The following is a 22,786-nucleotide window of genomic DNA, read 5'->3' on the forward strand; positions in this document are numbered from 1 at the left end:
CCCTCCGCGGAACCGGTGCATGTGTTGTCTGGGGATACTGTCTGGTATGGATTGGAGCATAGGCCTCGGGGGCTGGCAAGGCGCGAACGCGCGCGGTCCAGCGGGGCGCGGAAGGGCCGCTCGGCTACAGTAGCGGCCATGGAAACGGAGCGTTCCCGACCCGGTGGCGGACGGCGTGCGGCGGCATTGGCGGGGGCGTGCGCGCTGCTGCTGCTGGCCATGCTGGGCGGGTGTTCGCGGCCCGATCCGGAGGCCGCGCTGCGCGATGCCTTCGCCGAGCTGCAGGCCACGATCGAACGTCGTGATCCTGCTGCAATGCAACAGCACCTGGCCGACGACTTCATCGGCAACGACGGGCTGGACCGCGACGGCGCGCGCCGCCTGGCGGCGCTGCTGGTGCTGCGGCACCGTGACCTGGCGGTCGATACCGGACCGCTGCGGCTCGAACTCGGCGAGGGACACGCCGTGGTCCGCTTCACCGCACTGCTGCGCGGCGGATCCGGTGGGCTGCTTCCCGACGCCGCGCGCGTGTACCAGGTCGAGACCGGCTGGCGCCTGGAGCAGGGGCGGTGGCGGCTGGCGAGCGCCCGCTGGACGCCGGTCGTGGACTGAGCCCGCCGGCCATCGCGGCCGGCGGGCCGTGCAGGCGCGCGGCTAGGCGGCGGCCAGCTGCCGCAGCACGTAGTGCAGCAGCCCGCCGTGCCGGAAGTACTCCACCTCCTTCGGGGTGAGCAGCAGCACGTGGACCTCGAAGCGCACCTGGCTGCCGTCGACCTTGCGCGCGACCACCGTGGCCGTGCGCGCGTTGCCGTCCTCCAGGCCGGTGATCTCGTACACCTCGGTGCCGTCCAGACCCAGGGTCTGGGCGTTCTCGCCGTCGTGGAACTGCAGCGGCAGCACGCCCATGCCGACCAGGTTGGAGCGGTGGATGCGCTCGAAGCTGGCGGCGATCACGGCCTTGACCCCGAGCAGGTTGGTGCCCTTCGCCGCCCAGTCGCGCGACGAGCCGGTCCCGTACTCGTGGCCGGCGATCACCACCAGCGGGGTGCCGTCGGCCTTGTACTTCATGGCCGCGTCGTAGATCGACATCTTCTCCGGTGGGTTGCTGCCGAAGTAGAGGGTGTTGCCACCTTCCTCGCCGCCGAAGAACAGGTTCTTGATCCGGATGTTGGCGAAGGTGCCGCGCACCATCACGTCGTCGTTGCCGCGCCGCGAGCCGTAGCTGTTGAAGTCCGGCGGTGCCACGCCCTTCGACTGCAGGAACCTGCCTGCGGGCGAATCGGGCTTGATCGCGCCGGCGGGCGAGATGTGGTCGGTGGTGATCGAATCGCCGAACAGGCCCAGCACGCGCGCGCCATGGATGTCGTCGATCCGGCCCACCTGCATCGTCATGCCCTCGAAGTAGGGCGGGTTCTTGATGTAGGTGGAGTCGGCGCTCCACTGGTAGAGCTCGCTGTTGGGGGCGTCCATCGAGTTCCAGCGGCTGTCGCCCTTGAACACGTCGGCGTAGTTCTGGCGGAACAGCTCCGGTCCCACGGTGGCGGCGATCAGGTCGCCGATCTCCTTGTTGCTCGGCCAGATGTCGCGCAGGTAGACGTCGTTGCCGTCCTTGTCCTTGCCCAGCGGTTCCCGGGTCAGGTCGATGTCCACCGTGCCGGCGATGGCGTAGGCCACGACCAGCGGCGGCGAGGCGAGGTAGTTCATCTTCACCTCGGGATGGATCCGGCCTTCGAAGTTGCGGTTGCCCGAAAGCACCGAGGCCACCGCCAGGTCGTTTTCGGCGATGCCCTTGGACACCGCCTCGGGCAGCGGGCCGGAATTGCCGATGCAGGTGGTGCAGCCGTAGCCGACCAGGTAGAAGCCCATCTTCTCCAGGTCGTCCATCAGCCCGGCCTTCGCCAGGTAGTCGGTCACCACCAGCGAGCCCGGCGCCAGCGAGGTCTTGACCCACGGCGCGGGCCTGAGGCCGCGCGCGGCGGCATTGCGCGCCAGCAGGCCGGCCCCGATCATCACCGCCGGATTGGAGGTGTTGGTGCAGGAGGTGATCGCTGCGATGACCACCGAGCCGTCCCGCAACTCGTGCTGGCAGTCGTCCAGGCAGATGGTGGACACCGGCTTGGCCGCCAGCCGCGGTGCCTGGGGCTGGCCGCCGCCCTCGCGCTCGAAGCGCACGACCTGCGGATCCGGGCCGCCGTTGCGGCGCGCGATGAGCGGGCCGAGGTTCTCGTGGAAGTTGGCCTTCATGTCCTCCAGCAGCACCCGGTCCTGGGGCCGTCGCGGGCCGGCCAGCGATGGCTTGACCGTGGCCATGTCGAGTTCGAGCACCGAGGAGTACCGCGCCTCGGGCTGGCCCGGCTCGTGCCACAGCCCCTGGGCCTTCGCGTAGGCCTCCACCAGCGCGATCTGTTCCTCGCTGCGGCCCGACAGGCGCAGGTAGCGGATCGCCTCGACGTCGATCGGGAAGATGCCGCAGGTGGCGCCGTACTCGGGCGACATGTTGCCGATGGTGGCACGGTCGGCCAGCGGCAGGTGCTGCAGGCCGTCGCCGAAGAACTCGACGAACTTCCCGACCACGCCGTGCTGGCGCAGCATCTGGGTCACCGTGAGCACCAGGTCGGTGGCGGTGGCGCCCTCGGGCAGGCGGCCGGTGAGCTTGAAGCCGACCACCTGCGGGATCAGCATCGACGAGGGCTGGCCCAGCATCGCGGCCTCGGCCTCGATGCCGCCCACGCCCCAGCCCAGCACGCCGATACCGTTGATCATGGTGGTGTGGGAGTCGGTGCCGAACACGGTGTCCGGGAACGCCCACCGGGTGCCGTCGATCTCGCGCTCGAACACCACCCGCGCCAGATGCTCCAGGTTCACCTGGTGCACGATGCCGGTGTTGGGCGGCACCACCTTGAAGTTGCGGAAGGCGTTCTGCCCCCAGCGCAGGAAGCCGTAGCGCTCGCGGTTGCGCTCGAACTCGATCCGGCCGTTGAGGTCCAGTGCCTCCGGGCGGCCGAAGGCATCCACCTGCACCGAGTGGTCGATGACCAGTTCCGACGGGATCTGCGGGTTGATCTGCTCGGGCCGGCCGCCGAGCTTGACCACCGCGTCGCGCATCGCCGCCAGGTCGACCACGCAGGGCACGCCGGTGAAGTCCTGCAGGACCACGCGCGCGGGCATGAAGGCGATCTCGGTCTCCGGCTCGGCCGCCGGGTCCCAGTTCGCCACCGCCTCGATGTGCCGGGGCTGGACCGTCACGCCGTCCTCATGGCGCAGGAGGTTCTCCAGCAGGATCTTCATCGAGAACGGGAGCCGGGCGATGTCGAAGCGCTCGCCCAGCCTGGGCAGGCTGGCGTAGGTGTAGGTCTTGCCGTTGACCTCGAACGTGGCGCGGGTGGCGAAGGAATCGGCCATGGGGGGCTCCTCTGGCTGGCGGGCGTCAGGTCTGTCCCGAGTCTACGCCGCTTCGCGTCGCGGCCCGATTACGCGGCTGGCGGCGGGGTCGGCCCAAAGTATGCGGGCTGGAGTATGGATGACAAGGTATGTATCATGTTCCCATATCGTTTCATCCATGGAGCCAGGCGATGGAAGCCACCGTGGCCGAGCGGGGCCAGATCACCCTGCCCAAGGCCGTGCGCGACGCCCTGGGCCTGACCAAGGGCAGCGTGCTCAAGGTCGAACTCGACGGCAGCCGCATCGTGCTCAGCAAGCACGTCGACGACGCGATCTCGCGGGTGCGCGGCAAGTTCGCGCTCGACGCGGCCGGCGAACCGGCCAAGCCGCGCGGATGATCGCGGTCGAGGCCCCGGTCCTGGTCGAGCTGCTGGTCGACGGGCCGCGCGCGGACGCCGTCGAGTCCAGCCTGCGCCAGGCGCTGGGCGGCGGCCGGGTGGTGGTCTGCGACGTGGCCCTGGCCCAGGTCAGCGCGGCGTTGCGCAACGGCGCCGAGGCGCTCGCGGCGCTGGAGGAGATGGGGGTGCATTTCAGCGCGCTCGAGCCCAAGTCCGCGCTGCGCGCCGGCGAGATGCTGCGTCGCCACCGCCAGCGCGGCGACGGCCACCGCCCGCTGGCCGATTTCCTGGTCGGTGCGCATGCGCTGCTGCAGTGCGACGGGCTGATCACCTTCGACGCGGCCTTCCACCGCGAATACTTCAAGGGCCTGAAGGTGATCGTGCCGCGGGCCTGAACCACGCCATTCCCGATTCCGCTCCTCTTTTCCGACTTTCCGATTCACCTGCTCCTGGAGAGCCCCATGCTCGAAGCCTATCGCCAACACGCCGCCGAGCGCGCCGCCCTCGGCATCCCGCCGCTGCCGCTGTCCGCGCAGCAGACCGCGGACCTGATCGAACTGATCAAGAACCCGCCGGCGGGCGAGGCCGAAATCCTGCTCGAACTGCTGGTGCACCGGGTCCCGGCCGGCGTCGACGACGCAGCCAAGGTCAAGGCCTCGTACCTGGCCGCGGTCGCCTTCGGCACCGAGGCCAACCCGTTGATCAGCCGCGAGCGCGCCACCGAGCTGCTGGGCACGATGCTGGGCGGCTACAACGTCTCGCCGCTGATCGATCTGCTCGACGACGCCGGGCTCGGCCCGATCGCCGCCGACGCGCTCAAGCACACCCTGCTGGTGTTCGACGCCTTCCACGACATCGAGGAAAAGGCCAGGGCCGGCAACGCGAACGCGAAGGCCGTGCTGCAGAGCTGGGCGGATGCGGAGTGGTTCACCAGCAAGCCGGAAGTGCCGCAGAGCCTGACCGTCACCGTGTTCAAGGTGCCGGGCGAGACCAATACCGACGACCTGTCGCCGGCCCCGGACGCCACCACCCGCCCGGACATCCCGATGCATGCGCTGGCGATGCTGAAGAACAGGCGCCCCGATGCGCCGTTCCAGCCCGAGGAGGACGGCAAGCGCGGCCCGATCGGCGAGATCCTCAAGCTCAAGGAGAAGGGCCACCAGGTTGCCTATGTGGGCGACGTGGTCGGCACCGGTTCCTCGCGCAAGTCGGCGACCAACTCGGTGCTGTGGTGGACCGGCGACGACATCCCCTACATCCCGAACAAGCGCGCCGGCGGCGTGTGCCTGGGCGGCAAGATCGCCCCGATCTTCTACAACACCATGGAAGACGCCGGGGCCCTGCCGATCGAGCTCGACGTGTCGAAGATGGAGCACGGCGACGTGGTCGAACTGCGCCCGTACGAGGGCAAGGCGCTCAAGAACGGCGAGGTGATCGCGCAGTTCCAGGTCAAGAGCGAGGTGCTGTTCGACGAGGTGCGCGCCGGCGGCCGAATCCCACTGATCATCGGCCGCGGCCTGACCGCGAAGGCGCGCGAAGCCCTGGGCCTGCCGGCCTCGACCCTGTTCCGCCTGCCGCAGCAGCCCGCCGATACCGGCAGGGGCTACACCCTGGCGCAGAAGATGGTCGGCCGCGCCTGTGGCCTGCCGGAAGGCAAGGGCGTGCGCCCGGGCACCTACTGCGAGCCGAAGATGACCTCGGTCGGTTCCCAGGACACCACCGGCCCGATGACCCGCGACGAGCTCAAGGACCTGGCCTGCCTCGGCTTCTCGGCCGACCTCGTCATGCAGTCGTTCTGCCACACCGCCGCCTATCCCAAGCCGGTCGACGTCAAGACCCACCACACCCTGCCGGAATTCATCTCCACCCGCGGCGGCATCTCGCTGCGCCCGGGCGACGGCGTGATCCACAGCTGGCTCAACCGCATGCTGCTGCCCGACACCGTCGGCACCGGCGGCGACTCGCACACCCGCTTCCCGGTGGGCATCTCGTTCCCGGCCGGCTCGGGCCTGGTCGCCTTCGCCGCGGCCACCGGCGTCATGCCGCTGGACATGCCGGAGTCGGTGCTGGTGCGCTTCAAGGGCCAGATGCAGCCGGGCGTGACCCTGCGCGACCTGGTCAACGCGATCCCGTACTACGCGATCAAGCAGGGCCTGCTGACCGTCGCCAAGCAGGGCAAGAAGAACATCTTCTCCGGCCGCATTCTCGAGATCGAGGGCCTGCCGCAGCTGAAGGTCGAGCAGGCGTTCGAGCTGTCCGACGCCTCGGCCGAGCGTTCGGCCGCCGCCTGCACCGTGCGCCTGGACAAGGAGCCGATCATCGAGTACCTCAACAGCAACATCACGCTGCTGAAGTGGATGATCGCAGAGGGTTATGCGGACGCGCGTACGCTGGCGCGCCGCATCCGCAAGATGGAGGAGTGGCTGGCCAACCCGCAGCTGCTCGAGCCCGATGCCGACGCCGAGTACGCCGCCGTGATCGAGATCGACCTCAACGAGATCGTCGAGCCGATCGTGGCCTGCCCGAACGACCCGGACGACGTGAAAACCCTGTCCGAGGTCGCCGGCACCAGGATCGACGAGGTGTTCATCGGCTCGTGCATGACCAACATCGGCCACTTCCGCGCCGCGGCCAAGCTGCTGGAAGGCAAGCGCGACATCCCGACCCGCCTGTGGGTCGCGCCGCCGACCAAGATGGACGCCTCCGAGCTGACCAAGGAAGGCCACTACGGCACCTTCGGCGTGGCCGGCGCGCGCATGGAAATGCCCGGCTGCTCGCTGTGCATGGGCAACCAGGCCCAGGTGCGCGAGGGCGCCACGGTGTTCTCCACCTCCACCCGCAACTTCCCGAACCGCCTCGGCCGCAACACCAACGTGTTCCTGGGCTCGGCGGAGCTGGCGGCGATCTGCTCGCGGTTGGGCCGGATCCCGACCCGCGAGGAGTACATGGCCGACATCGGCGTGATCAACGAGAAGGGCGCCGAGATCTACCGCTACATGAACTTCGACCAGATCGAGGAGTACCGGAAGACCGCGGAGAGCGTCGCCGCCTGACGCACGCGGCCGGTTGCGCGCAGCCGGCAGCGATCGACGGCCGGGCCGGCATGGCGCCGGCCGTCCTCTTGTTCGACGCGCCGGCCGCAGCGCCGGTGCCAGGAGAGAGCCGACCGCATGATCCGCTCCGACCGCCTTGCCCCTGCAGGCAGGCTGTTCGCCATCGCTGCGTTCGTCGAGGCCGCCACCTGGGCCGGCCTGCTGCTGGGCATGCTGCTCAAGTACGGCACCGGCACCACCGACGCCGGCGTCTGGCTGTTCGGCCGGCTGCATGGCGCGGCTTTCCTGCTCTACGCGGCGGTGGCAGTGGTGGCCGGCACGAAGCTGCGCTGGCCGATGTGGGCGCTGCTGCTGGCGCTGCTGGCAGCGGTTCCTCCGCTGGCCACACTGCCGCTGGAGACCTGGTTCCGCCGGCGCGGGCTGTTGTCCGGGCGCTGATCCCGGTGCACCGCGCCCGGCCACGCCGGGGCACCTGCGAAGGGCCGATCGCCGCGCCCGGCCTACAGCCAGCCCTCGATCGCCTCCTGCATGGCACGGCGGCGCAGGAAGAAGTCCCACACGCTGCCGCCCAGCTGCCGCCAAAGCACTGCCGAGCGCAGCGCCGCGAGCAGGATGGCGCGGATCTCGGCGACCACGCCAGGCTGCGCCAGGTAGTGCGGGTTGCCCTGGACCATCACCCGTGGCCGCAGGTGGCTGACGGTTTCGGCGTAGAGCGCGCCGAGCGCGGCGATCACGTCCGGATGGCTGCTGCCCAGTTCGAGCGCCTTCGGCCGGAGTTCGAGGATGCCTTCGTGGACGCGGTCCGCGATCGGGCCCGCGCTGGCGAAGCGGCGCTCGAGCTGGGTCACCGACAGCGCCAGCCGGGGCAGCTGCGGGTCGTCGCCCTGGCTGGCGAGGTAGTCGCGCAGCAGCAGCAGGCCGTCGCGCACGCGATTGGCGCCGCCGTACACGTCCTCGACCGATTCGGCGTCGATCCGGAACACGCTGTCGAGCGCGGTGGCGAGGACGCGGGCGTCGGCCTGGCCGGTCTCGGCCGTGCGCCGCACCTGGCGCAGGGCCTGGCCCAGCCCGGCGAGGGCGAGGACGCGGTCGTCGTTCATGCCGCGGCCTCGCGCAGGCGCCGTTCCAGGGGCGCGTCGGTGGCGGCGATGACGGCGCCGCCCAGGCAGGCCTCGCCGTCGTACAGGACCACCGACTGGCCCGGGGTCACTGCCCGCTGGGGGCGGGCGAAGACCACCTCGATGGCGCCGCTGGATTCGTCGATGCTCACCTGGCAGGGTTCCTCCGGTTGCCGGTAACGGGTCTGGGCCGTGCACTCGAAGCGGCGCGCGGGCGGCGCGCCGTCGATCCAGTGCGCCGGTTCGCTCCACAGTCGCGTGGACATGAGATAGGGGCTGTCGCTGCCCTGGTCAACCACGAGCACGTTGCGCGCCACGTCCTTGCCGACCACGTACCAGGGCGCCGCGTCGAAGCCGCGCATGCCGCCCAGCTGCAGGCCCTCGCGCTGGCCCAGGGTGAAATAGAACACGCCCGGATGGCGGCCCAGCACGCGACCGTCCGGGGTCTGGATCTCGCCCTCGCGCGCGGGCAGGTATTGCGACAGGAAGCTGCGGAAGTCGCGCTCGCCGATGAAGCAGATGCCGGTCGAATCCTTCTTGCCCGCGGTCGGCAGCCCGGCCTCGCGCGCGATCCGGCGCACGTCGGCCTTGGGCATGTCGCCGAGCGGGAACAGGGTGTGCGCCAGCTGCGCCTGGCCCAGCTGGTGCAGGAAATAGCTCTGGTCCTTGCCGCGGTCGCGCCCGCGCAGCAGGCGCCACCGGCCGTGCTCCCGCGCGAGGCGGGCGTAGTGGCCGGTCGCGATGTGGCGCGCGCCCAGTTCGCGCGCGGCGTCGAGGAAGTAGCGGAACTTGATCTCGCGGTTGCACAGCACGTCCGGGTTGGGCGTGCGGCCGGCGGCGTACTCGGCCACGAAGTGCTCGAACACGCCGCTCCAGTACTCGGCGGAGAAATCGCGGAAGTGGATCGGGATGCCGAGCCGGCCGCAGACCGCGACCGCGTCCCGGCGGTCCTCCTCGGCCCGGCACTCGCCGCTGCCGTCGTCCGCCCAGTTCTGCATGAACAGGCCGGCGATCGGGTGTCCGGCGTCGCGCAGCAGCAGGGCGGCGACCGAGGAATCGACGCCGCCGGACATGCCGACGATGATCTCCGCCGCGCTCATCCCAGCTGCGCGACGAGGTCCAGCGGGTGCCGGCGCCCGGCCAGGAAGTCGGCCACCACCCGCCACACCAGCGGGCTGCGGTGGCGGTCGGCCGCCGCGCGCAGCTCGGCGGGGGTCAGCCACAGGGCGCGCTCGATGCCCTCGTCCAGGGCACGCGCCGGATCGTGGGCCACCGGCTCGGCGGCGAAGGCGAAGCGCAGGTAGTGGGCCCCGGTGTCGGGGACCTTCCACTGGTAGGCGCCGACGAAGGCGGTCAGGCGCACGTCCCAGCCGGTTTCCTCGCGGGTTTCGCGCAGGGCCGCCTCGACCAGCGATTCGTCCGGCTCCAGGTGGCCGGCGGGCTGGTTGAGCACCAGCCGGCCCTGGACCCGTTCCTCCACGCACAGCAGGCGGCCGTCGTCGACGACCACCGTCGCCACGGTGACGTCGGGCTGCCAGAACCTGCCTTCGCGGTCGCTCATGCGGTGCCTTCCCTCAGAGTTCGTCCAGGTCGCCGCTGAGCTCGATTTCCTTGTCGTCCGCGATCTCGGCGACGATGTCCATGGCCGCCTCGAGCTGGGCGCCGTCGACGCTGTCGGGCAGCTTGATGACGTAGTAGAGCACGTCCCCGGCGACCTCCCAGGCCCCGATCTTCTGGCGGCGGCTCTCTTCCAGGAGCTCCAGCGCCCGGGCGCCCCCGATGCGGTCGCGGTCCACCCGGCCGGCCGGGGCGAACACCTCGCGGACGCGGAAGCCGCCGATCGACTCGGTGCGCCCGGACACGAACACCAGCTGGGTCCGGCCTTCCTCGGCGTAGTTGTAGGTGACCTTGTAGTCGCCGTCCTCGTCGACGACGTAGCGCACGCCGCGGGCGTCCAGGCGCGCGGCGACCGAGGCGTCGGCCAGCGCCGGGGCGGCGACCAGGCCCCCCAGGACCAGGGCCGAGGACAGGGCGAGAACGTTGCGGAGCAGCATTGGAGGATCCCCCGGTTGGACGTGTGAAACGCATTGTCTCGCGCCCGGCGCGGGCCCGTCCATGCCGGTGCGGATGGACTTCCGCCTCACGCGACCTTCGTATAATGGGCGCCATGACCCGGAAGCATTCGCCAGACCATGAGCAGGGCACGGTGGTCGAGACCGGCCGTCCCGAACTGGCGCGTCCGCCGCTGTATTCGGTCCTGTTGCTGAACGACGACTACACGCCGATGGACTTCGTGGTCGATGTCCTGGTGCGGTTCTTCGCCATGGATCTGGAGAAGGCCACCCAGGTCATGCTCCACGTCCACACCAGGGGCCGTGGGGTCTGCGGGGTCTACAGCCGGGAGGTCGCCGAGTCCAAGGTGGCCCAGGTGAACGAGTACTCCCGCCTCAACCAGCACCCCTTGCTCTGCACCATGGAAAAGGCCTAAAAGGGACCAGGGCCAAGGGCATGGAAAAGCCGGGTTCGCGGCCCCATACAGGTGGCAGTTCCCTGGAGTCCCAGCCCCATGTTCAGCAAGGATCTCGAATACAGCATCGGCCAGTGCTACAAGCGGGCCCGCGAGGCGCGTGACGAGTACATGACGGTCGAGCACCTGCTGCTGGCGCTGCTCGACAACCCGTCCGCCGAGGCGGTGCTCAAGGCCACCGGCGCCGATTTCCACCGCCTGCGCAGCGACCTCGAGCAGGCCATCCTGACGTCCGTCTCCAAGCTGCCGGACGACGACACCCGCGACACCCAGCCCACCCTGGGCTTCCAGCGCGTGCTGCAGCGGGCGGTCTACCACGTCCAGTCCTCGGGCAAGAAGGAGGTCACCGGCGCCAACGTGCTGGTGGCGATCTTCGGCGAGAAGGACTCGCACGCGGTGTACTTCCTGCACCAGCAGGACATCACCCGCCTGGACGTCGTCAACTACATGTCGCACGGCATCGCCAAGACCGGCGGCGAGGATCCGGCGCACACGGGCGAGGACGGCGCCGCGCGCGCCGATGGCGGCGAGGGCGAAGGCAAGGGCGATGCCCTGGCCGAGTTCGCCACCAACCTCAACGCGATGGCGGTCGAGGGGCGGATCGACCCGCTGGTCGGACGCGCCGAGGAAATCGAGCGCACCATCCAGGTCCTGTGCCGCCGGCGCAAGAACAACCCGCTGTACGTGGGCGAGGCGGGCGTGGGCAAGACCGCGATCGCCGAGGGCCTCGCGCGCCGGATCGTGGACGGCGAAGTGCCCGAGGTGCTGGCCAACGCCACGATCTACTCGCTCGACCTGGGCGCACTGGTCGCCGGCACCAAGTACCGCGGCGACTTCGAGAAGCGCCTGAAGGCGGTGCTGACTGCGATCAGGAAGCATCCGGGCGCGATCCTGTTCATCGACGAGATCCACACCATCATCGGCGCCGGTTCCGCCTCGGGCGGCACCATGGACGCCTCCAACCTGATCAAGCCGGCGCTGGCCTCGGGCGAGCTGCGCTGCATCGGCTCGACCACGTTCCAGGAGTACCGGGGGATCTTCGAGAAGGACCGCGCGCTGGCGCGGCGCTTCCAGAAGATCGACATCGCCGAACCGACCGTGGGCGAGGCCTACGAGATCCTGCGTGGGCTCAAGGCCCGCTACGAGGAGCACCACGAGGTCCAGTACGAGGACGAGGCGCTGCGCGCAGCGGTCGACCTGTCGGTCAAGCACATCGGCGACCGGCTGCTGCCGGACAAGGCGATCGACGTGATCGACGAGGCCGGCGCGCGCCAGCGGCTGCTGCCCGAGCATGCGCGCAAGACCCTGATCGACGTCGAGGAGGTCGAGCAGATCGTCGCCAAGATGGCCCGGATCCCGGCCAAGCAGGTCAGCGCCTCCGACCGCGACGTGCTCGCGCACCTGGAGCGCAACCTGAAGATGGTGATCTTCGGCCAGGATCCGGCGATCGAGACCCTGACCTCCGCCATCAAGCTGGCCCGCTCGGGCCTGGCCAACCCGGACAAGCCGATCGGCAACTTCCTGTTCGCCGGTCCCACCGGCGTGGGCAAGACCGAGGTTACCCGCCAGCTCGCGCTGCAGCTGGGCATCGAGCTGGTGCGCTTCGACATGTCGGAGTACATGGAGCCGCATTCGGTCTCGCGCCTGATCGGCGCGCCCCCGGGCTACGTCGGCTTCGACCAGGGCGGCCTGCTGACCGAGAAGATCGTCAAGACGCCGCACTGCGTGCTGCTGCTCGACGAGGTGGAGAAGGCGCACCCGGACATCTTCAACATCCTGCTGCAGGTCATGGACCGCGGCGTGCTGACCGACACCAACGGGCGCGAGGCGAACTTCCGCAACGTGATCCTGGTGATGACCACCAACGCCGGCGCGGCCCAGGCCGCGCGCCGCTCGATCGGCTTCACCCGCCAGGACCACAGCACCGACGCGATGGAGGTGATCCGCAAGAGCTTCACCCCGGAGTTCCGCAACCGCCTCGACGCGATCGTGCAGTTCCAGCCGCTGGGCATGGAGCACATCCTGCGCGTGGTCGACAAGTTCCTGATCGAGCTCGAGTCGCAGCTGCACGAGAAGAACGTCAGCCTCACCGCGACCCCGGAGGCCCGCGACTGGCTGGCCGCGCACGGCTTCGACCCGCTGATGGGCGCGCGGCCGATGGCGCGGGTGATCCAGGACCGGGTCAAGCGCCCGCTGGCCGACGAACTGCTGTTCGGCAAGCTGGTCAACGGCGGCCGGGTCAGCGTCGACGTCAAGGACGACGAGCTGGTGGTCGAGACCTTCGCCGAGCCGGAGAAGCTGTTGCCGGCGACGGTCTGAGGCGGTCCTGCGGCGCCCCTCGGCTGCGGCGACCGGAAGCGGGAACGGGAAGGGCGGCCAATGGCCGCCCTTCTTCGTGTCGTGCCCGTGGCCGGCCCTGATCGGCGTCGGCGACGGCCGCGACGGCGGCGCGCGTCAACCGCGCTTGCGCGCCTCGATCCACTGCGTAACGCGGCGCTCAAGCAGGTTCAGGGGCAGCGCGCCGCCGCCCAGCACGGCATCGTGGAAGCCACGGATGTCGAAGCGGTCGCCGAGCTCGGACTCGGCCTTCCGCCGCAGCTCCTGGATGCGCAGCATGCCGATCTTGTAGGCGGTCGCCTGGCCCGGCCAGGTGATGTAGCGCTGGATCTCGGAGCGGATCGCCGCCTCCGGCGTGGCCGAGTTGGCGCTGAAGTAGTCCACCGCCTGCTGCTCGGTCCAGCCCTTGGCGTGCAGGCCGGTGTCGACCACCAGGCGTACCGCGCGCCACAGCTCCGATGCGAGGCGGCCGTACTCCGAATACGGGTCCTCGTAGGTGCCGGGCATCTCGCGCGCCAGCCATTCCGCGTACAGGCCCCAGCCCTCGGAGTAGGCGGTCGAACGGGCCTGGGTGCGGAACTCGGGCACGCCGGTCAGTTCCTGCGCGATCGAGATCTGCATGTGGTGACCGGGCAGGCCCTCGTGGTAGGCGATCACCTCCAGTTCGGGCTTCGGCATCGCGTTCATGTCCGACAGGTGCGCGTAGTACACCCCCGGACGCGAGCCGTCCGGCGTCCCCGGGAAGTAGTGCTGCGCGGCGCCGGGCTGCTCGCGGAACGGCTCGACGCGCTTGACCACCAGGTCTGCCTTCGGCAGCAGCCCGAAGTACTGCGGCAGCACCTTCTTGATGTTGTCGATGGCGCGGGTGGCGTCGTCGATGTAGGCCTGCCGCCCCTCGTCGGTGTCGGGATACTTGAACTTCGGATCGGTGGCGATGTGGCGGAAGAACGCCTTCAGGTCGCCCTCGAAGCCGACCCGCTCCATCAGCGCCTCCATCTCGCCGTGGATGCGCGCCACCTCGTCCAGGCCGATCCGGTGGATGGCCTCGGCGTCGAGGTCGGTGGTGGTGTGGATGCGCAGCTGGTTGGCGTAGTAGGCCGCGCCCTCGGGCTGGGTACTGCCGACGCCGGAGGGGTTCTCCGCGGCATTGGCGCGGTCTTCCCCGGCCCAGGCGATCAGCGCGTCGTAGGCCGGCCTGATGTTGTCCAGCAGCGCCTGGCGGGCCTCGGCCTTGAGCTCGGCGGCGCGCGCCGCGTCGATCGCGTTCGCGGCCACCAGCGCGTCCGCCTTGGCCTGCAGGTCGGCCCACAGCGCCGAGTCGGCGCCGTCGTCGAACGGCGCGCCGGTCACCACCGCGCGCGCCTCGGTCAGCACGCCGTCGTAGGCGAAGCGGGGCATGCGGTAGCCGTCGGCGGCGTTGCGCCGGGCCATCTCCAGCAGCTGGCCCATCGCGCGCTTCGCCTCGGCCAGGCGGGCGATGTAGGCCCGGTAATCGGCCTCGCTCCCGACCTTGTGGAAGTTGATCAGGAAGGTCGGCAGGAACGACTGAGCGCCCTGCATCTGGTTGAACACGTAGACGTTCCGGCGGAAGCGGCTGGCCGCCGCCGCCTGTTCGTACTGTTGCTTCCACAGGTCGTAGGAGAGCCTGGCCTCGTCGTCGAGCGCGTCGCGGTCGAAGCTCGCTTCCATTTCCTCGACCGAGGCTCTGTGCCAGGCCAGCTGCGCGTCCTGCGCCTCCTCGGACATGTCGTCGAGCCGGTCGTAGAGCTCCTTGCGGCCCAGGAAGGTCAGCGCGATCGGGCTGAAGCGCAGCTGCTCCTCGTACTTGGTCGCGAACCAGGCATTCAGGCGCTGGCTCTCGTCCTGCACGGCCTCGGCCGTGGCGGGAGCGGCGGCGGACTGGGCGAGGACGGGCGCGGACAGGGCCAGCGCCACGGAAAGGGCGAGGGTACGGGCAAGGACGGGCCTGCGCATCGGACGGGACTCCTGGGGAAAGCCCGCAGGATAGGCGCAGCGCGGCCACCTCCGCCATGCGACCGATGGCACGGGGGCCGGGGACGGGGGTACTGCCCGCGGCAGGGGGCGCCGATGCGCGGCGCGGTGGGTCCGGCGAGGGCCGGCCTACTTCATGCGGTAGGTGATGCGACCCTTGGTCAGGTCGTAGGGGGTCATCTCGACCTTGACCCGGTCACCGGTCAGGATGCGGATGTAGTTCTTGCGCATGCGTCCGGAGATGTGCGCAATGATCTCGTGGCCGGTATCGAGCTTCACCCGGAACATCGTGTTCGGGAGCGTCTCGGTGACCGTGCCTTCGAATTCGATGACGTCGTCTTTCGCCATTCGTCCTGTATGCCGGTGGTTGCGGGTGCGGCGTGGCCGCGAAAATAAGCAGGCCATTGTCGCACGCGGCCGGCGACCGATGCAAAACGGGAGCGGGGGGCGGCCCGGCAGGCGCGGGTTCAGCCCCCGGCAAGGAGCCGGACCGGCCGTTGGCCGAACGTCCGGGTCCAGCCGCCCGGCAGTTCCGGTTCGGCCACCAGCGCCCGGACCCGGGCCAGGAATTCCGCCCGGGGCACCGACACCGCCCCCAGGGTGAGCAGGTGCTGGCTTTCGACCTGGGCGTCGATCCACGGCCAGCCCCGGCCGTGCAGCCAGGCGGCCAGCGCGGCGAGCGCGGCCTTGGAGCCCCCCGAGGCGTCGCTGAACATGCTCTCGCCGAAGAACATCCGGCCGATGGCGACGCCGTAGATGCCGCCGACCAGCGCCGCGCCCGGTTCCGGCCCGGCATAGACCTCGACGCTGTGCGCGTGGCCGAGCGCGTGCAGCCGGACGTACGCCTCGCGCATCTCCCGGGTAATCCAGGTGCCGCGCTGGCCGCGGCGCGGCGCCGTGGCGCAGCGCGCGACCACGCGTTCGAACGCGGTATCCGCGCGCGCCACCCAGGGCGAGGCGCGCAGGGTGCGACGGAAGCGCGAGGAGAGGCGGACGCCGTCTGTCCGGAATACCGTGCGCGGGTCCGGCGACCACCACAGGATCGGCTGGCCGTTCGAGTACCAGGGGAAGATGCCCTGGCGATAGGCGTTCAGCAGCCGGGTGGGCGACAGGTCCCCGCCGACCGCGAGCAGGCCGTCGGGCAGGCCGGGCACGCGGTCGGGCTCGGGGAAGGGGGCGTCGGGATCGTCGCCCAGCCAGGGGATCTGGAGGCTCACGGCGGCATTCTAGTGGGCCGGGGTGGCCGTGCCGCGGCGGGTCGCCGCATGCCGGCCGCTAGCCCCTGCGGAACGGGCTGCGCGCGGCGAGCCAGCGGCGGTGCTGCCCGATTGCGGCGCGTTCCCGGTCGCACCAGTCGGCCAGCGCGTCGCGGAAGCGCGGATCGGCGATCCAGTGGCGGCTGCGCACCGGCGTGGGCAGGAAGCCGCGCGCGATCTTGTGCTCGCCCTGGGCGCCCGGCTCGAACACGTGCAGGCCCTCGCGCAGGCAGTATTCGATGCCCTGGTAGTAGCAGGTCTCGAAATGCAGGCCGGGCAGCTGCACGTGCGCGCCCCAGTAGCGTCCGTACAGGGTGTCCGCGCCGCGCAGGCACAGCGCGCCGGCCACGGGTGCGCCGCCGTGCACGGCGAACACCAGGACCAGCTGCCCGGGCATGGTCGCGGCGAGGTGGCGGAGGAAGTCGAGCGTCAGCGCCGGCGCATTGCCGTATTCGGCGAAGGTCTGCAGGTAGAAGCCGTGCATCGCCGCGAGTTCGGCATCGCCGGCATCGCCGCCGTGGACCACCCGGAACCCCACTCCGGCGCGCGCGACCTTGGCCCGCTCCTGGCGGATGTTCTTGCGATGCTTGTGGTCCATCGCCGCGAGGTAGTCGTCGAAGCACGACCAGCCGGCATCGTTGCGCCAGTGGTACTGCAGGTCGGCGCGTTCCAGCCAGCCGGCGTCGAACGCGGCGTCTTCCGATCCAGGATGGAAGTTGACGTGCGCGGACGACAGGCCCAGTCGCGACGCTTCCGTCACCAGCGCCTGCGCGAGGCGGATGCGCAGCTCCGGGTTCGGCGCGAGGAGCCGCGGCCCGGTGACGGGCGAGTAGGGTACGGCGCACAGGAGCTTGGGGTAGTAGTCGAGGCCGTGCCGGGCATAGGCGTGGGCCCAGGCGTGGTCGAACACGAATTCGCCGTGCGAGTTGTCCTTGAGGTAGGCCGGCGCGGCGGCGAGCAGCCTGTCGCCCTCCCAGAGCGCGACGTGGTGGGGCGCCCAGTCCCATTCGGGGCGCAGGCATCCGGTCTGCTCGAGGCCGGAGAGGAAGGCGTGCGCGACGAACGGATTCGCGCCGCCGTGCAGCGCGTCCCACGCGGCGGCGGGGACTTCGGACAGCCGCGGATGGATCCGGACCTCAGCCATGGCGCAGCGGTCCGCGTTCCGGCCGCATCACCCCCGCGTCGCCGGGCGGGGGCAGGCGTGGCGAGGCCTCAGGCCTCCTTGTCCAGGAACCGCTCGGCATCGAGCGCGGCCATGCAGCCGAAACCGGCCGAGGTGATCGCCTGCCGGTAGTGCTGGTCGGCGACGTCGCCGGCCGCGAACACGCCCGGCACCGAGGTCGCGGTGGCGTTGCCGCCGAGCCCGGAGCGGATCTCGATGTAGCCGTTGTCCATCGCCAGCTGGCCTTCGAACAGGCCGGTGTTGGGCGTATGGCCGATGGCGACGAAGAAGCCGTGGACGTCGATCTCGCGCGTGGAGCCGTCGAGCACCGACTTCAGGCGCATGCCGGTGACGCCGGCGTCGTTGCCCAGCACTTCGTCGACCACGTGGTGCCAGACCGGTTCGATCTTCCCGGCCTCGACCTTGGCGAACAGCTTGTCCTGCATGATCTTCTCCGCGCGCAGGGTGTCGCGGCGGTGCACCAGGTAGACCTTGCGCGCGATGTTAGACAGGTACAGCGCTTCCTCGACCGCGGTATTGCCGCCGCCGACCACGGCCACGTCCTGGTCCTTGTAGAAGAAGCCGTCGCAGGTGGCGCAGGCGGACACGCCGCGGCCCTTGAACTTCTCCTCCGACTCGAGGCCCAGGTACTTCGCGGTCGCGCCCGTGGCGATGATCAGCGCGTCGCAGGTGTAGGTGCCGCTGTCGCCGACCAGGGTGAACGGGCGCCTGGACAGGTCCGCGGTGTGGATGTGGTCGAACACCACTTCGGTCTCGAAGCGCTCGGCGTGCGCCTGCATCCGCGCCATCAGGTCCGGTCCGAGCAGGCCGTGCGGGTCGCCCGGCCAGTTGTCGACCTCGGTCGTGGTCATCAGCTGCCCGCCCATCTGCAGGCCGGTGATCACCACCGGCTTGAGGTTGGCACGCGCGGCGTAGACGGCGGCGGTCCAGCCGGCGGGGCCGGAACCGAGGATCAGCAGGCGGACGTGCCGGGGCGGAGAAGCGCTCATGTATACTCGCTGTCGATGGAGTTGCGGCGTAACGGGGCACATAGCTTGGCGGCGCGGCGGCAGCAACACAAGGCGCGCACGCATGCGCCGCGCGGAACGCTGCGTATGCGGTCCGCGACCCCGGCGCGAGCGCCCGGTGTGCGGCCCGGTGGCCATCGCGCGACGTGTCCGTCGCGCTCCCGCGGCTGACCGGAGGCACGCATGCGCATCGGCGTCCCGAGGGAGACCAGGATCATGGAGGGGCGTGTCGCCCTGGTCCCCGCGGCGGCCGGCGACCTGGTCCGGCGCGGGCACGAGGTCTGGGTCGAAAGCGGCGCCGGCCTGGCTTCGGGTTTCGACGACGCGCAGTACGAGCGCCTGGGCGTGCGCATCGCCCGCGACGCGGCCGAGCTCTACGGACGCGGCGAACTGATCGTCAAGGTCAAGGAGCCGATCGAGGGCGACCTCGCGCTGCTGCGGCGCGAACACCTGCTGTTCTGCTACCTGCACCTGGCGCCGGATCCCGCGCTGGCGCGCAGGCTGCTGGACATCGGCCTGACCGCGGTCGCGTTCGAGACCGTGGAGCTCGACGACGGAACCCTGCCGCTGCTGGCGCCGATGTCGGTGATCGCCGGGCGGATCGCGGTCCAGGTCGGCACCCACCACCTGCACCAGCCGCTGGGCGGCAAGGGCGTGCTGCTGGGCGGCCTGCCGGCCACGCCGCGCGGCCGCGTGGTCGTGCTCGGCGCCGGCCAGGCGGGCGGCGCCGCGGCCGCGCTGGCCGCAGCCAGCGGCGCGCAGGTCGTGGTGTTCGAGAAGCGCCCGGACCGCCTGGAGTCGATGATGCGGCTGGGCGCCAACGTCACCGCGCTGTATCCGTACGAGGACCAGGTGGCGCGCGAGGTGGCCGCAGCCGACCTCGTGGTCGGCGCGGTCCTGGTGACCGGCGCGGTCGCGCCGAAGGTGGTCGGCCGCGACATGGTCCGGGCCATGGAAGCCGGCAGCGTGGTCGTGGACATCGCGATCGACCAGGGCGGCTGCGTCGAGACCTCGAGGCCCACGACGTGGCAGGATCCGGTGTACGTCGAGGAGGGGGTGGCCCACTTCTGCGTCACCAACATGCCCGGGGCGGTGCCGCGGACCGCATCGCAGGCGATCAGCGCGGCGATCCTGCCCTGGGTGGACCGGCTGGCCTCGGGCGGCTGGCGCGAGGACGCGGCGCTGGCCAGGGGCCTCAACGTGGAGCAGGGGGCGCTCCGTCATCCGGCCCTGCAATCCATGAAACTATGAATTAAGATCAAGCAATTGGGTCCTCTTCCTAAGGCAGTGCATGACGGTGGCTCGGGCGGTTCCTGAACGCGGCAGGCGCCAGCGCGCGTCGACGACGGAGGTCGCGCCGCCGGATCCGCGTCGCCAGCGGCTGCTGCGCGACATCGCGATGATCCTGGTCGCGCCGCTGCTGCTGTACCTGCTGGTCTGCCTGGTCACGTACTCGCCCGACGATCCGGGCTGGTCCACCGCGTCGGGCAGCGTCACCGCGCCGCTGTCGAACGCCGGTGGGCCGGTTGGCGCGTGGATCGCCGACGTGCTGCTGTACCTGACCGGCTACGTCGCCTACCTGCTGCCGCTGGTGCTCGGCGCGGTGGCCTGGATCGCCCTGTACGGGATGGACTCGGACGGCGACGGGCAGGTCGACTTCGGGCCTGCGCTGCGCCTGGTCGGCATCGTCGGCTTCCTGGTCGCGGCCACGGGCCTGCTGTACCTGCGCATGGGCGCGGTGGCGGGGTTGCCGGCCGGCGGCGGCGGCGTGCTCGGCCGCCTGGTCGGCAATTCGCTCAACCGCGGCTTCGGCGCGCTGGGCGGCAACCTGTTCCTGCTCGCGCTGCTGCTGGTGTCGGTGACCCTGGCGACGGGGCTGTCGTGGCTGGCCGTGGCCGACCGGATCGGCGCGTGGGTGCTGAAGCTGCCGGAGCTGCTGCGGCGCGGGCGCAGGCAGGCGGCCGACCACATCGAGGCGCGCGAGCGCCGGGTCGAGCGCGAGGAAACCCGCCGGGTCGAGACCGAACTGCGCGCGCGGCGGGAGAAGGTGAAGATCGAGCCGCCGCCGGCCCCGGTCGTGGAGAAGAGCGAGCGCGCCAAGCGCGAACAGCAGATTCCGCTGTTCCACGTCGGCGACGGCACCGGCCTGCCGCCGCTGGCCCTGCTCGACGATCCCAAGCCGCAGCCCAAGGGCTACGACGAGGAGACCCTGGAAACGCTCTCGCGCCAGATCGAGTTCAAGCTCAAGGACTTCCGCATCGACGCCCAGGTGGTCGGTGCCTATCCCGGTCCGGTCATCACCCGCTTCGAGATCGAGCCCGCGCCGGGCATCAAGGTCAGCCAGATCAGCTCGCTGGACAAGGACATCGCGCGCGGCCTGTCGGTGAAGTCGGTGCGCGTGGTCGACGTGATCCCGGGCAAGTCGGTGATCGGCCTGGAGATCCCGAACACGAGCCGGGAGATGATCTACCTGTCCGAACTCCTGCGCTCGAAGGAGTACGACAAGGCGCCGGGCCTGCTCACGCTCGCGCTCGGCAAGGACATCGCCGGCCGCCCGACCGTCGCCGACCTGGCGCGCATGCCCCACCTGCTGGTCGCCGGCACGACCGGATCGGGCAAGTCGGTGGCGGTCAACGCCATGGTCCTGAGCCTGCTGTACAAGGCCTCGGCCAAGGACCTGCGGATGCTGATGATCGACCCGAAGATGCTCGAGCTGAGCGTCTACGAGGGCATCCCGCACCTGCTGGCGCCGGTGGTCACCGACATGAAGGAGGCCGCCAACGGCCTGCGCTGGTGCGTGGCCGAGATGGAGCGCCGCTACAAGCTGATGAGCGCGGTCGGCGTGCGCAACCTGGCCGGCTTCAACAAGAAGGTGCGCGAGGCGCAGGAGGCCGGGCAGCCGCTGCTCGACCCGCTGTTCCGCCCGGGCGGCGGGGAAGGCGATGTCGCGCCCCCGCTGGAGACGCTGCCGTTCATCGTCATCTTCATCGACGAATTCGCCGACATGATGATGATCGTCGGCAAGAAGGTGGAGGAGCTCATCGCCCGCTTGGCGCAGAAGGCGCGTGCCGCCGGCATCCACCTGATCCTGGCCACCCAGCGCCCGTCGGTGGACGTGATCACTGGCCTGATCAAGGCCAACATCCCGACCCGCATCGCGTTCCAGGTGTCGAGCAAGATCGACTCGCGCACGATCCTGGACCAGTCCGGCGCCGAGACCCTGCTCGGCCACGGCGACATGCTCTACCTGCCGCCGGGCACGGCCATGCCCGAGCGCGTGCACGGCGCCTTCGTCAGCGACGAGGAGGTGCACCGCGTGGTCGAGCACCTCAAGCAGAGCGGCGGCGGCCCGGACTACATCGAGGGCGTGCTGGACGAGGCGCAGACGATGTACGACGGCTCGGCGGTCGGCGCGACCGGCCTGCCGGAGGCCGGCGGCGGCACCGGCGACGAGACCGACCCGCTGTACGACGAGGCGGTGAAGATCGTCACCGAGACCCGCCGCGCCTCGATCTCCGGCGTGCAGCGCCGGCTGAAGATCGGCTACAACCGCGCCGCACGCCTGGTCGAGGCGATGGAAGCGGCCGGCGTGGTGTCCGCGCCCGAGCACAACGGCGACCGCACCGTCCTCGCCCCGCCGCCCCCCAAGTAGGAGCGGCTTCAGCCGCGACCCGCGCGCCGGCCCGATCGTCCGCACTCGCCGCACGCCCGCGGCCCACCGGCGGCTACCCGTGCCCGTGGCGTGCGCTGGCTCGCCTGAACGGATCGCCGCGACCTCCCCCTGCGCCCGTCCGCCTCCGGCCCGTTCCTGCGTTGTTGTGACTGGATGGGACGGGTGCGCTGCATGTTCAGCTTCGGATTTGCAGACTTGCGCCTCCCATCACCCGAGGACGCCTGAATGATCCGCAATTGCCGCTGGCTGCTCATCGCCATCATCGCGCTGGCCGGCGTCGCGCATGCGGGCGCGCGCGACCGGCTCGACAGCTTCACCCGCGGCCTGAAGGGCCTCGAGGGACGCTTCACCCAGCACGTGTTCGACGAGGGCGGGCGCGTGCGCGAGACCTCCAGCGGCCGCGTGGCGCTGGCCGCCCCGCGCCTGTTCCGCTGGGAGTACCAGGATCCGTATCCGCAGTTGATCGTCGCCGACGGCACCACGGTGTGGGTGCACGATCCCGACCTCGAGCAGGTCACGCGCCGCCCGCAGGGCGGCGCCGAGCAGGACAGCCCGCTCGCCGCGCTGATCGACCCGGCGCGCCTGGACCGCGACTACATCATCGACGACGAAGGCGAAGCCGACGGCCTGCAGTGGCTGCTCCTGCGTCCGCGCAAGGCCGGCGAGGACGCCTCGTTCGAGTCCGCCCGCCTGGGCTTCGGCGCACAGGGGCTGGCGCGGATGGAGATCGTCGACGCGCTCGGCCAGCGCACGGAGATCCGCTTCAGCGGCTGGAAGCGCAATCCGGCGTTCGCCGCCGGCACCTTCAGGTTCACGCCGCCGCCGGGCGTCGACGTGGTTGGCGAAGGCTGACCGCACGGC

At 70.6% G+C, this 22,786-nt stretch carries 20 protein-coding genes; 10 read left to right on the forward strand and 10 right to left on the reverse strand.

Annotated features, from left to right (window positions below; translation table 11 throughout):
* Positions 1-138 precede the first annotated feature (138 nt).
* Positions 139-612 (forward strand): nuclear transport factor 2 family protein, encoded by a 474-nt coding sequence (locus LUTJ29_RS0110580; RefSeq protein ID WP_027072484.1) that lies wholly within the window; start codon positions 139-141, stop codon positions 610-612.
* A 42-nt stretch (positions 613-654) separates the two neighbouring features.
* Here LUTJ29_RS0110580 and acnA read toward each other — a convergent pair whose 3' ends face one another.
* Entirely contained in the window at positions 655-3,402 is a 2,748-nt protein-coding gene (gene acnA, locus LUTJ29_RS0110585; protein ID WP_027072485.1) for an aconitate hydratase AcnA, read from the reverse strand.
* 170 nt (positions 3,403-3,572) lie between these two features.
* Here acnA and LUTJ29_RS17150 point away from each other — a divergent pair, with 170 nt between their 5' ends.
* From LUTJ29_RS17150 to LUTJ29_RS0110605, 4 genes are all read left to right on the forward strand, one after another.
* On the forward strand, positions 3,573-3,779 hold the full coding sequence (locus LUTJ29_RS17150) for an AbrB/MazE/SpoVT family DNA-binding domain-containing protein (protein ID WP_043741027.1): 207 nt from the start codon (positions 3,573-3,575) through the stop codon (positions 3,777-3,779).
* Entirely contained in the window at positions 3,776-4,174 is a 399-nt protein-coding gene (locus LUTJ29_RS0110595; RefSeq protein WP_027072486.1) for a type II toxin-antitoxin system VapC family toxin, read from the forward strand. Before LUTJ29_RS17150 ends, LUTJ29_RS0110595 begins: the two co-directional genes overlap by 4 nt.
* A gap of 66 nt (positions 4,175-4,240) precedes the next feature.
* Positions 4,241-6,832 carry a bifunctional aconitate hydratase 2/2-methylisocitrate dehydratase gene (gene acnB, locus LUTJ29_RS0110600; RefSeq protein WP_027072487.1) on the forward strand — a complete coding sequence of 864 codons (2,592 nt, stop codon included), beginning with the start codon at positions 4,241-4,243 and terminating at the stop codon, positions 6,830-6,832.
* Positions 6,833-6,949: 117 nt separating this feature from the next.
* Positions 6,950-7,270: a DUF3817 domain-containing protein gene (locus LUTJ29_RS0110605; RefSeq protein WP_027072488.1), complete on the forward strand. Its 321-nt coding sequence runs from the start codon at positions 6,950-6,952 to the stop codon at positions 7,268-7,270.
* 62 nt (positions 7,271-7,332) lie between these two features.
* Here the strand turns inward: LUTJ29_RS0110605 and LUTJ29_RS0110610 are convergent, their stop codons facing one another.
* From LUTJ29_RS0110610 to LUTJ29_RS17155, 4 genes are read right to left on the reverse strand one after another with little or no spacing between them, the layout of a single operon-like run.
* Complete coding sequence (locus LUTJ29_RS0110610; RefSeq protein WP_027072489.1) at positions 7,333-7,932, reverse strand: lysogenization regulator HflD; 600 nt, start codon at positions 7,930-7,932, stop codon at positions 7,333-7,335.
* Positions 7,929-9,050 carry a tRNA 2-thiouridine(34) synthase MnmA gene (gene mnmA, locus LUTJ29_RS0110615; protein ID WP_027072490.1) on the reverse strand — a complete coding sequence of 374 codons (1,122 nt, stop codon included), beginning with the start codon at positions 9,048-9,050 and terminating at the stop codon, positions 7,929-7,931. Before mnmA ends, LUTJ29_RS0110610 begins: the two co-directional genes overlap by 4 nt.
* On the reverse strand, positions 9,047-9,511 hold the full coding sequence (locus LUTJ29_RS0110620; protein WP_027072491.1) for an NUDIX hydrolase: 465 nt from the start codon (positions 9,509-9,511) through the stop codon (positions 9,047-9,049). The genes mnmA and LUTJ29_RS0110620 overlap by 4 nt, the downstream gene beginning before the upstream one ends.
* A gap of 13 nt (positions 9,512-9,524) precedes the next feature.
* The gene (locus tag LUTJ29_RS17155) at positions 9,525-10,004 is read right to left on the reverse strand and encodes a hypothetical protein (protein ID WP_051322925.1); all 480 of its coding nucleotides are present in this window, start codon (positions 10,002-10,004) and stop codon (positions 9,525-9,527) included.
* 113 nt (positions 10,005-10,117) lie between these two features.
* Here LUTJ29_RS17155 and clpS point away from each other — a divergent pair, with 113 nt between their 5' ends.
* Positions 10,118-10,438, forward strand: a complete 321-nt coding sequence (gene clpS / locus LUTJ29_RS0110630; protein ID WP_027072492.1) for an ATP-dependent Clp protease adapter ClpS — start codon at positions 10,118-10,120, stop codon at positions 10,436-10,438.
* A 78-nt stretch (positions 10,439-10,516) separates the two neighbouring features.
* Complete coding sequence (gene clpA / locus LUTJ29_RS0110635; protein ID WP_027072493.1) at positions 10,517-12,796, forward strand: ATP-dependent Clp protease ATP-binding subunit ClpA; 2,280 nt, start codon at positions 10,517-10,519, stop codon at positions 12,794-12,796.
* A gap of 135 nt (positions 12,797-12,931) precedes the next feature.
* Here the strand turns inward: clpA and LUTJ29_RS0110640 are convergent, their stop codons facing one another.
* From LUTJ29_RS0110640 to trxB, 5 genes are all read right to left on the reverse strand, one after another.
* Positions 12,932-14,788, reverse strand: a complete 1,857-nt coding sequence (locus LUTJ29_RS0110640) for a DUF885 domain-containing protein (RefSeq protein WP_027072494.1) — start codon at positions 14,786-14,788, stop codon at positions 12,932-12,934.
* Positions 14,789-14,935: 147 nt separating this feature from the next.
* On the reverse strand, positions 14,936-15,154 hold the full coding sequence (gene infA, locus LUTJ29_RS0110645; RefSeq protein WP_027072495.1) for a translation initiation factor IF-1: 219 nt from the start codon (positions 15,152-15,154) through the stop codon (positions 14,936-14,938).
* A 119-nt stretch (positions 15,155-15,273) separates the two neighbouring features.
* The gene (gene aat, locus LUTJ29_RS0110650; RefSeq protein ID WP_027072496.1) at positions 15,274-16,023 is read right to left on the reverse strand and encodes a leucyl/phenylalanyl-tRNA--protein transferase; all 750 of its coding nucleotides are present in this window, start codon (positions 16,021-16,023) and stop codon (positions 15,274-15,276) included.
* Between the two features lie 58 nt (positions 16,024-16,081).
* Positions 16,082-17,206 (reverse strand): GNAT family N-acetyltransferase, encoded by a 1,125-nt coding sequence (locus LUTJ29_RS0110655; protein WP_027072497.1) that lies wholly within the window; start codon positions 17,204-17,206, stop codon positions 16,082-16,084.
* A 68-nt stretch (positions 17,207-17,274) separates the two neighbouring features.
* On the reverse strand, positions 17,275-18,234 hold the full coding sequence (gene trxB, locus LUTJ29_RS0110660; RefSeq protein ID WP_027072498.1) for a thioredoxin-disulfide reductase: 960 nt from the start codon (positions 18,232-18,234) through the stop codon (positions 17,275-17,277).
* 201 nt (positions 18,235-18,435) lie between these two features.
* On the opposite strand from trxB, the gene ald reads away from it, so the two are divergent.
* The 3 genes from ald (at position 18,436) to lolA (ending at position 22,777) form a co-directional block, all read left to right on the forward strand.
* Complete coding sequence (gene ald, locus LUTJ29_RS0110665; protein ID WP_027072499.1) at positions 18,436-19,503, forward strand: alanine dehydrogenase; 1,068 nt, start codon at positions 18,436-18,438, stop codon at positions 19,501-19,503.
* A 46-nt stretch (positions 19,504-19,549) separates the two neighbouring features.
* Positions 19,550-21,904 carry a DNA translocase FtsK gene (locus tag LUTJ29_RS0110670; protein WP_027072500.1) on the forward strand — a complete coding sequence of 785 codons (2,355 nt, stop codon included), beginning with the start codon at positions 19,550-19,552 and terminating at the stop codon, positions 21,902-21,904.
* Positions 21,905-22,150: 246 nt separating this feature from the next.
* Entirely contained in the window at positions 22,151-22,777 is a 627-nt protein-coding gene (gene lolA, locus LUTJ29_RS0110675; RefSeq protein WP_027072501.1) for an outer membrane lipoprotein chaperone LolA, read from the forward strand.
* Positions 22,778-22,786: the final 9 nt, after the last annotated feature.

The sequence above is a fragment of the Luteimonas sp. J29 genome (assembly GCF_000472505.1).
GTDB lineage: Bacteria > Pseudomonadota > Gammaproteobacteria > Xanthomonadales > Xanthomonadaceae > Luteimonas.

Coding starts and splice junctions, on each gene's coding strand:
- LUTJ29_RS0110580 (WP_027072484.1), top strand. CDS start 139: ATGGAAACGGAGCGTTCCCGACCCGGTGGCGGACGGCGTGCGGCGGCA.
- acnA (WP_027072485.1), bottom strand. CDS start 3,402: ATGGCCGATTCCTTCGCCACCCGCGCCACGTTCGAGGTCAACGGCAAG.
- LUTJ29_RS17150 (WP_043741027.1), top strand. CDS start 3,573: ATGGAAGCCACCGTGGCCGAGCGGGGCCAGATCACCCTGCCCAAGGCC.
- LUTJ29_RS0110595 (WP_027072486.1), top strand. CDS start 3,776: ATGATCGCGGTCGAGGCCCCGGTCCTGGTCGAGCTGCTGGTCGACGGG.
- acnB (WP_027072487.1), top strand. CDS start 4,241: ATGCTCGAAGCCTATCGCCAACACGCCGCCGAGCGCGCCGCCCTCGGC.
- LUTJ29_RS0110605 (WP_027072488.1), top strand. CDS start 6,950: ATGATCCGCTCCGACCGCCTTGCCCCTGCAGGCAGGCTGTTCGCCATC.
- LUTJ29_RS0110610 (WP_027072489.1), bottom strand. CDS start 7,932: ATGAACGACGACCGCGTCCTCGCCCTCGCCGGGCTGGGCCAGGCCCTG.
- mnmA (WP_027072490.1), bottom strand. CDS start 9,050: ATGAGCGCGGCGGAGATCATCGTCGGCATGTCCGGCGGCGTCGATTCC.
- LUTJ29_RS0110620 (WP_027072491.1), bottom strand. CDS start 9,511: ATGAGCGACCGCGAAGGCAGGTTCTGGCAGCCCGACGTCACCGTGGCG.
- LUTJ29_RS17155 (WP_051322925.1), bottom strand. CDS start 10,004: ATGCTGCTCCGCAACGTTCTCGCCCTGTCCTCGGCCCTGGTCCTGGGG.
- clpS (WP_027072492.1), top strand. CDS start 10,118: ATGACCCGGAAGCATTCGCCAGACCATGAGCAGGGCACGGTGGTCGAG.
- clpA (WP_027072493.1), top strand. CDS start 10,517: ATGTTCAGCAAGGATCTCGAATACAGCATCGGCCAGTGCTACAAGCGG.
- LUTJ29_RS0110640 (WP_027072494.1), bottom strand. CDS start 14,788: ATGCGCAGGCCCGTCCTTGCCCGTACCCTCGCCCTTTCCGTGGCGCTG.
- infA (WP_027072495.1), bottom strand. CDS start 15,154: ATGGCGAAAGACGACGTCATCGAATTCGAAGGCACGGTCACCGAGACG.
- LUTJ29_RS0110655 (WP_027072497.1), bottom strand. CDS start 17,206: ATGGCTGAGGTCCGGATCCATCCGCGGCTGTCCGAAGTCCCCGCCGCC.
- trxB (WP_027072498.1), bottom strand. CDS start 18,234: ATGAGCGCTTCTCCGCCCCGGCACGTCCGCCTGCTGATCCTCGGTTCC.
- ald (WP_027072499.1), top strand. CDS start 18,436: ATGCGCATCGGCGTCCCGAGGGAGACCAGGATCATGGAGGGGCGTGTC.
- lolA (WP_027072501.1), top strand. CDS start 22,151: ATGATCCGCAATTGCCGCTGGCTGCTCATCGCCATCATCGCGCTGGCC.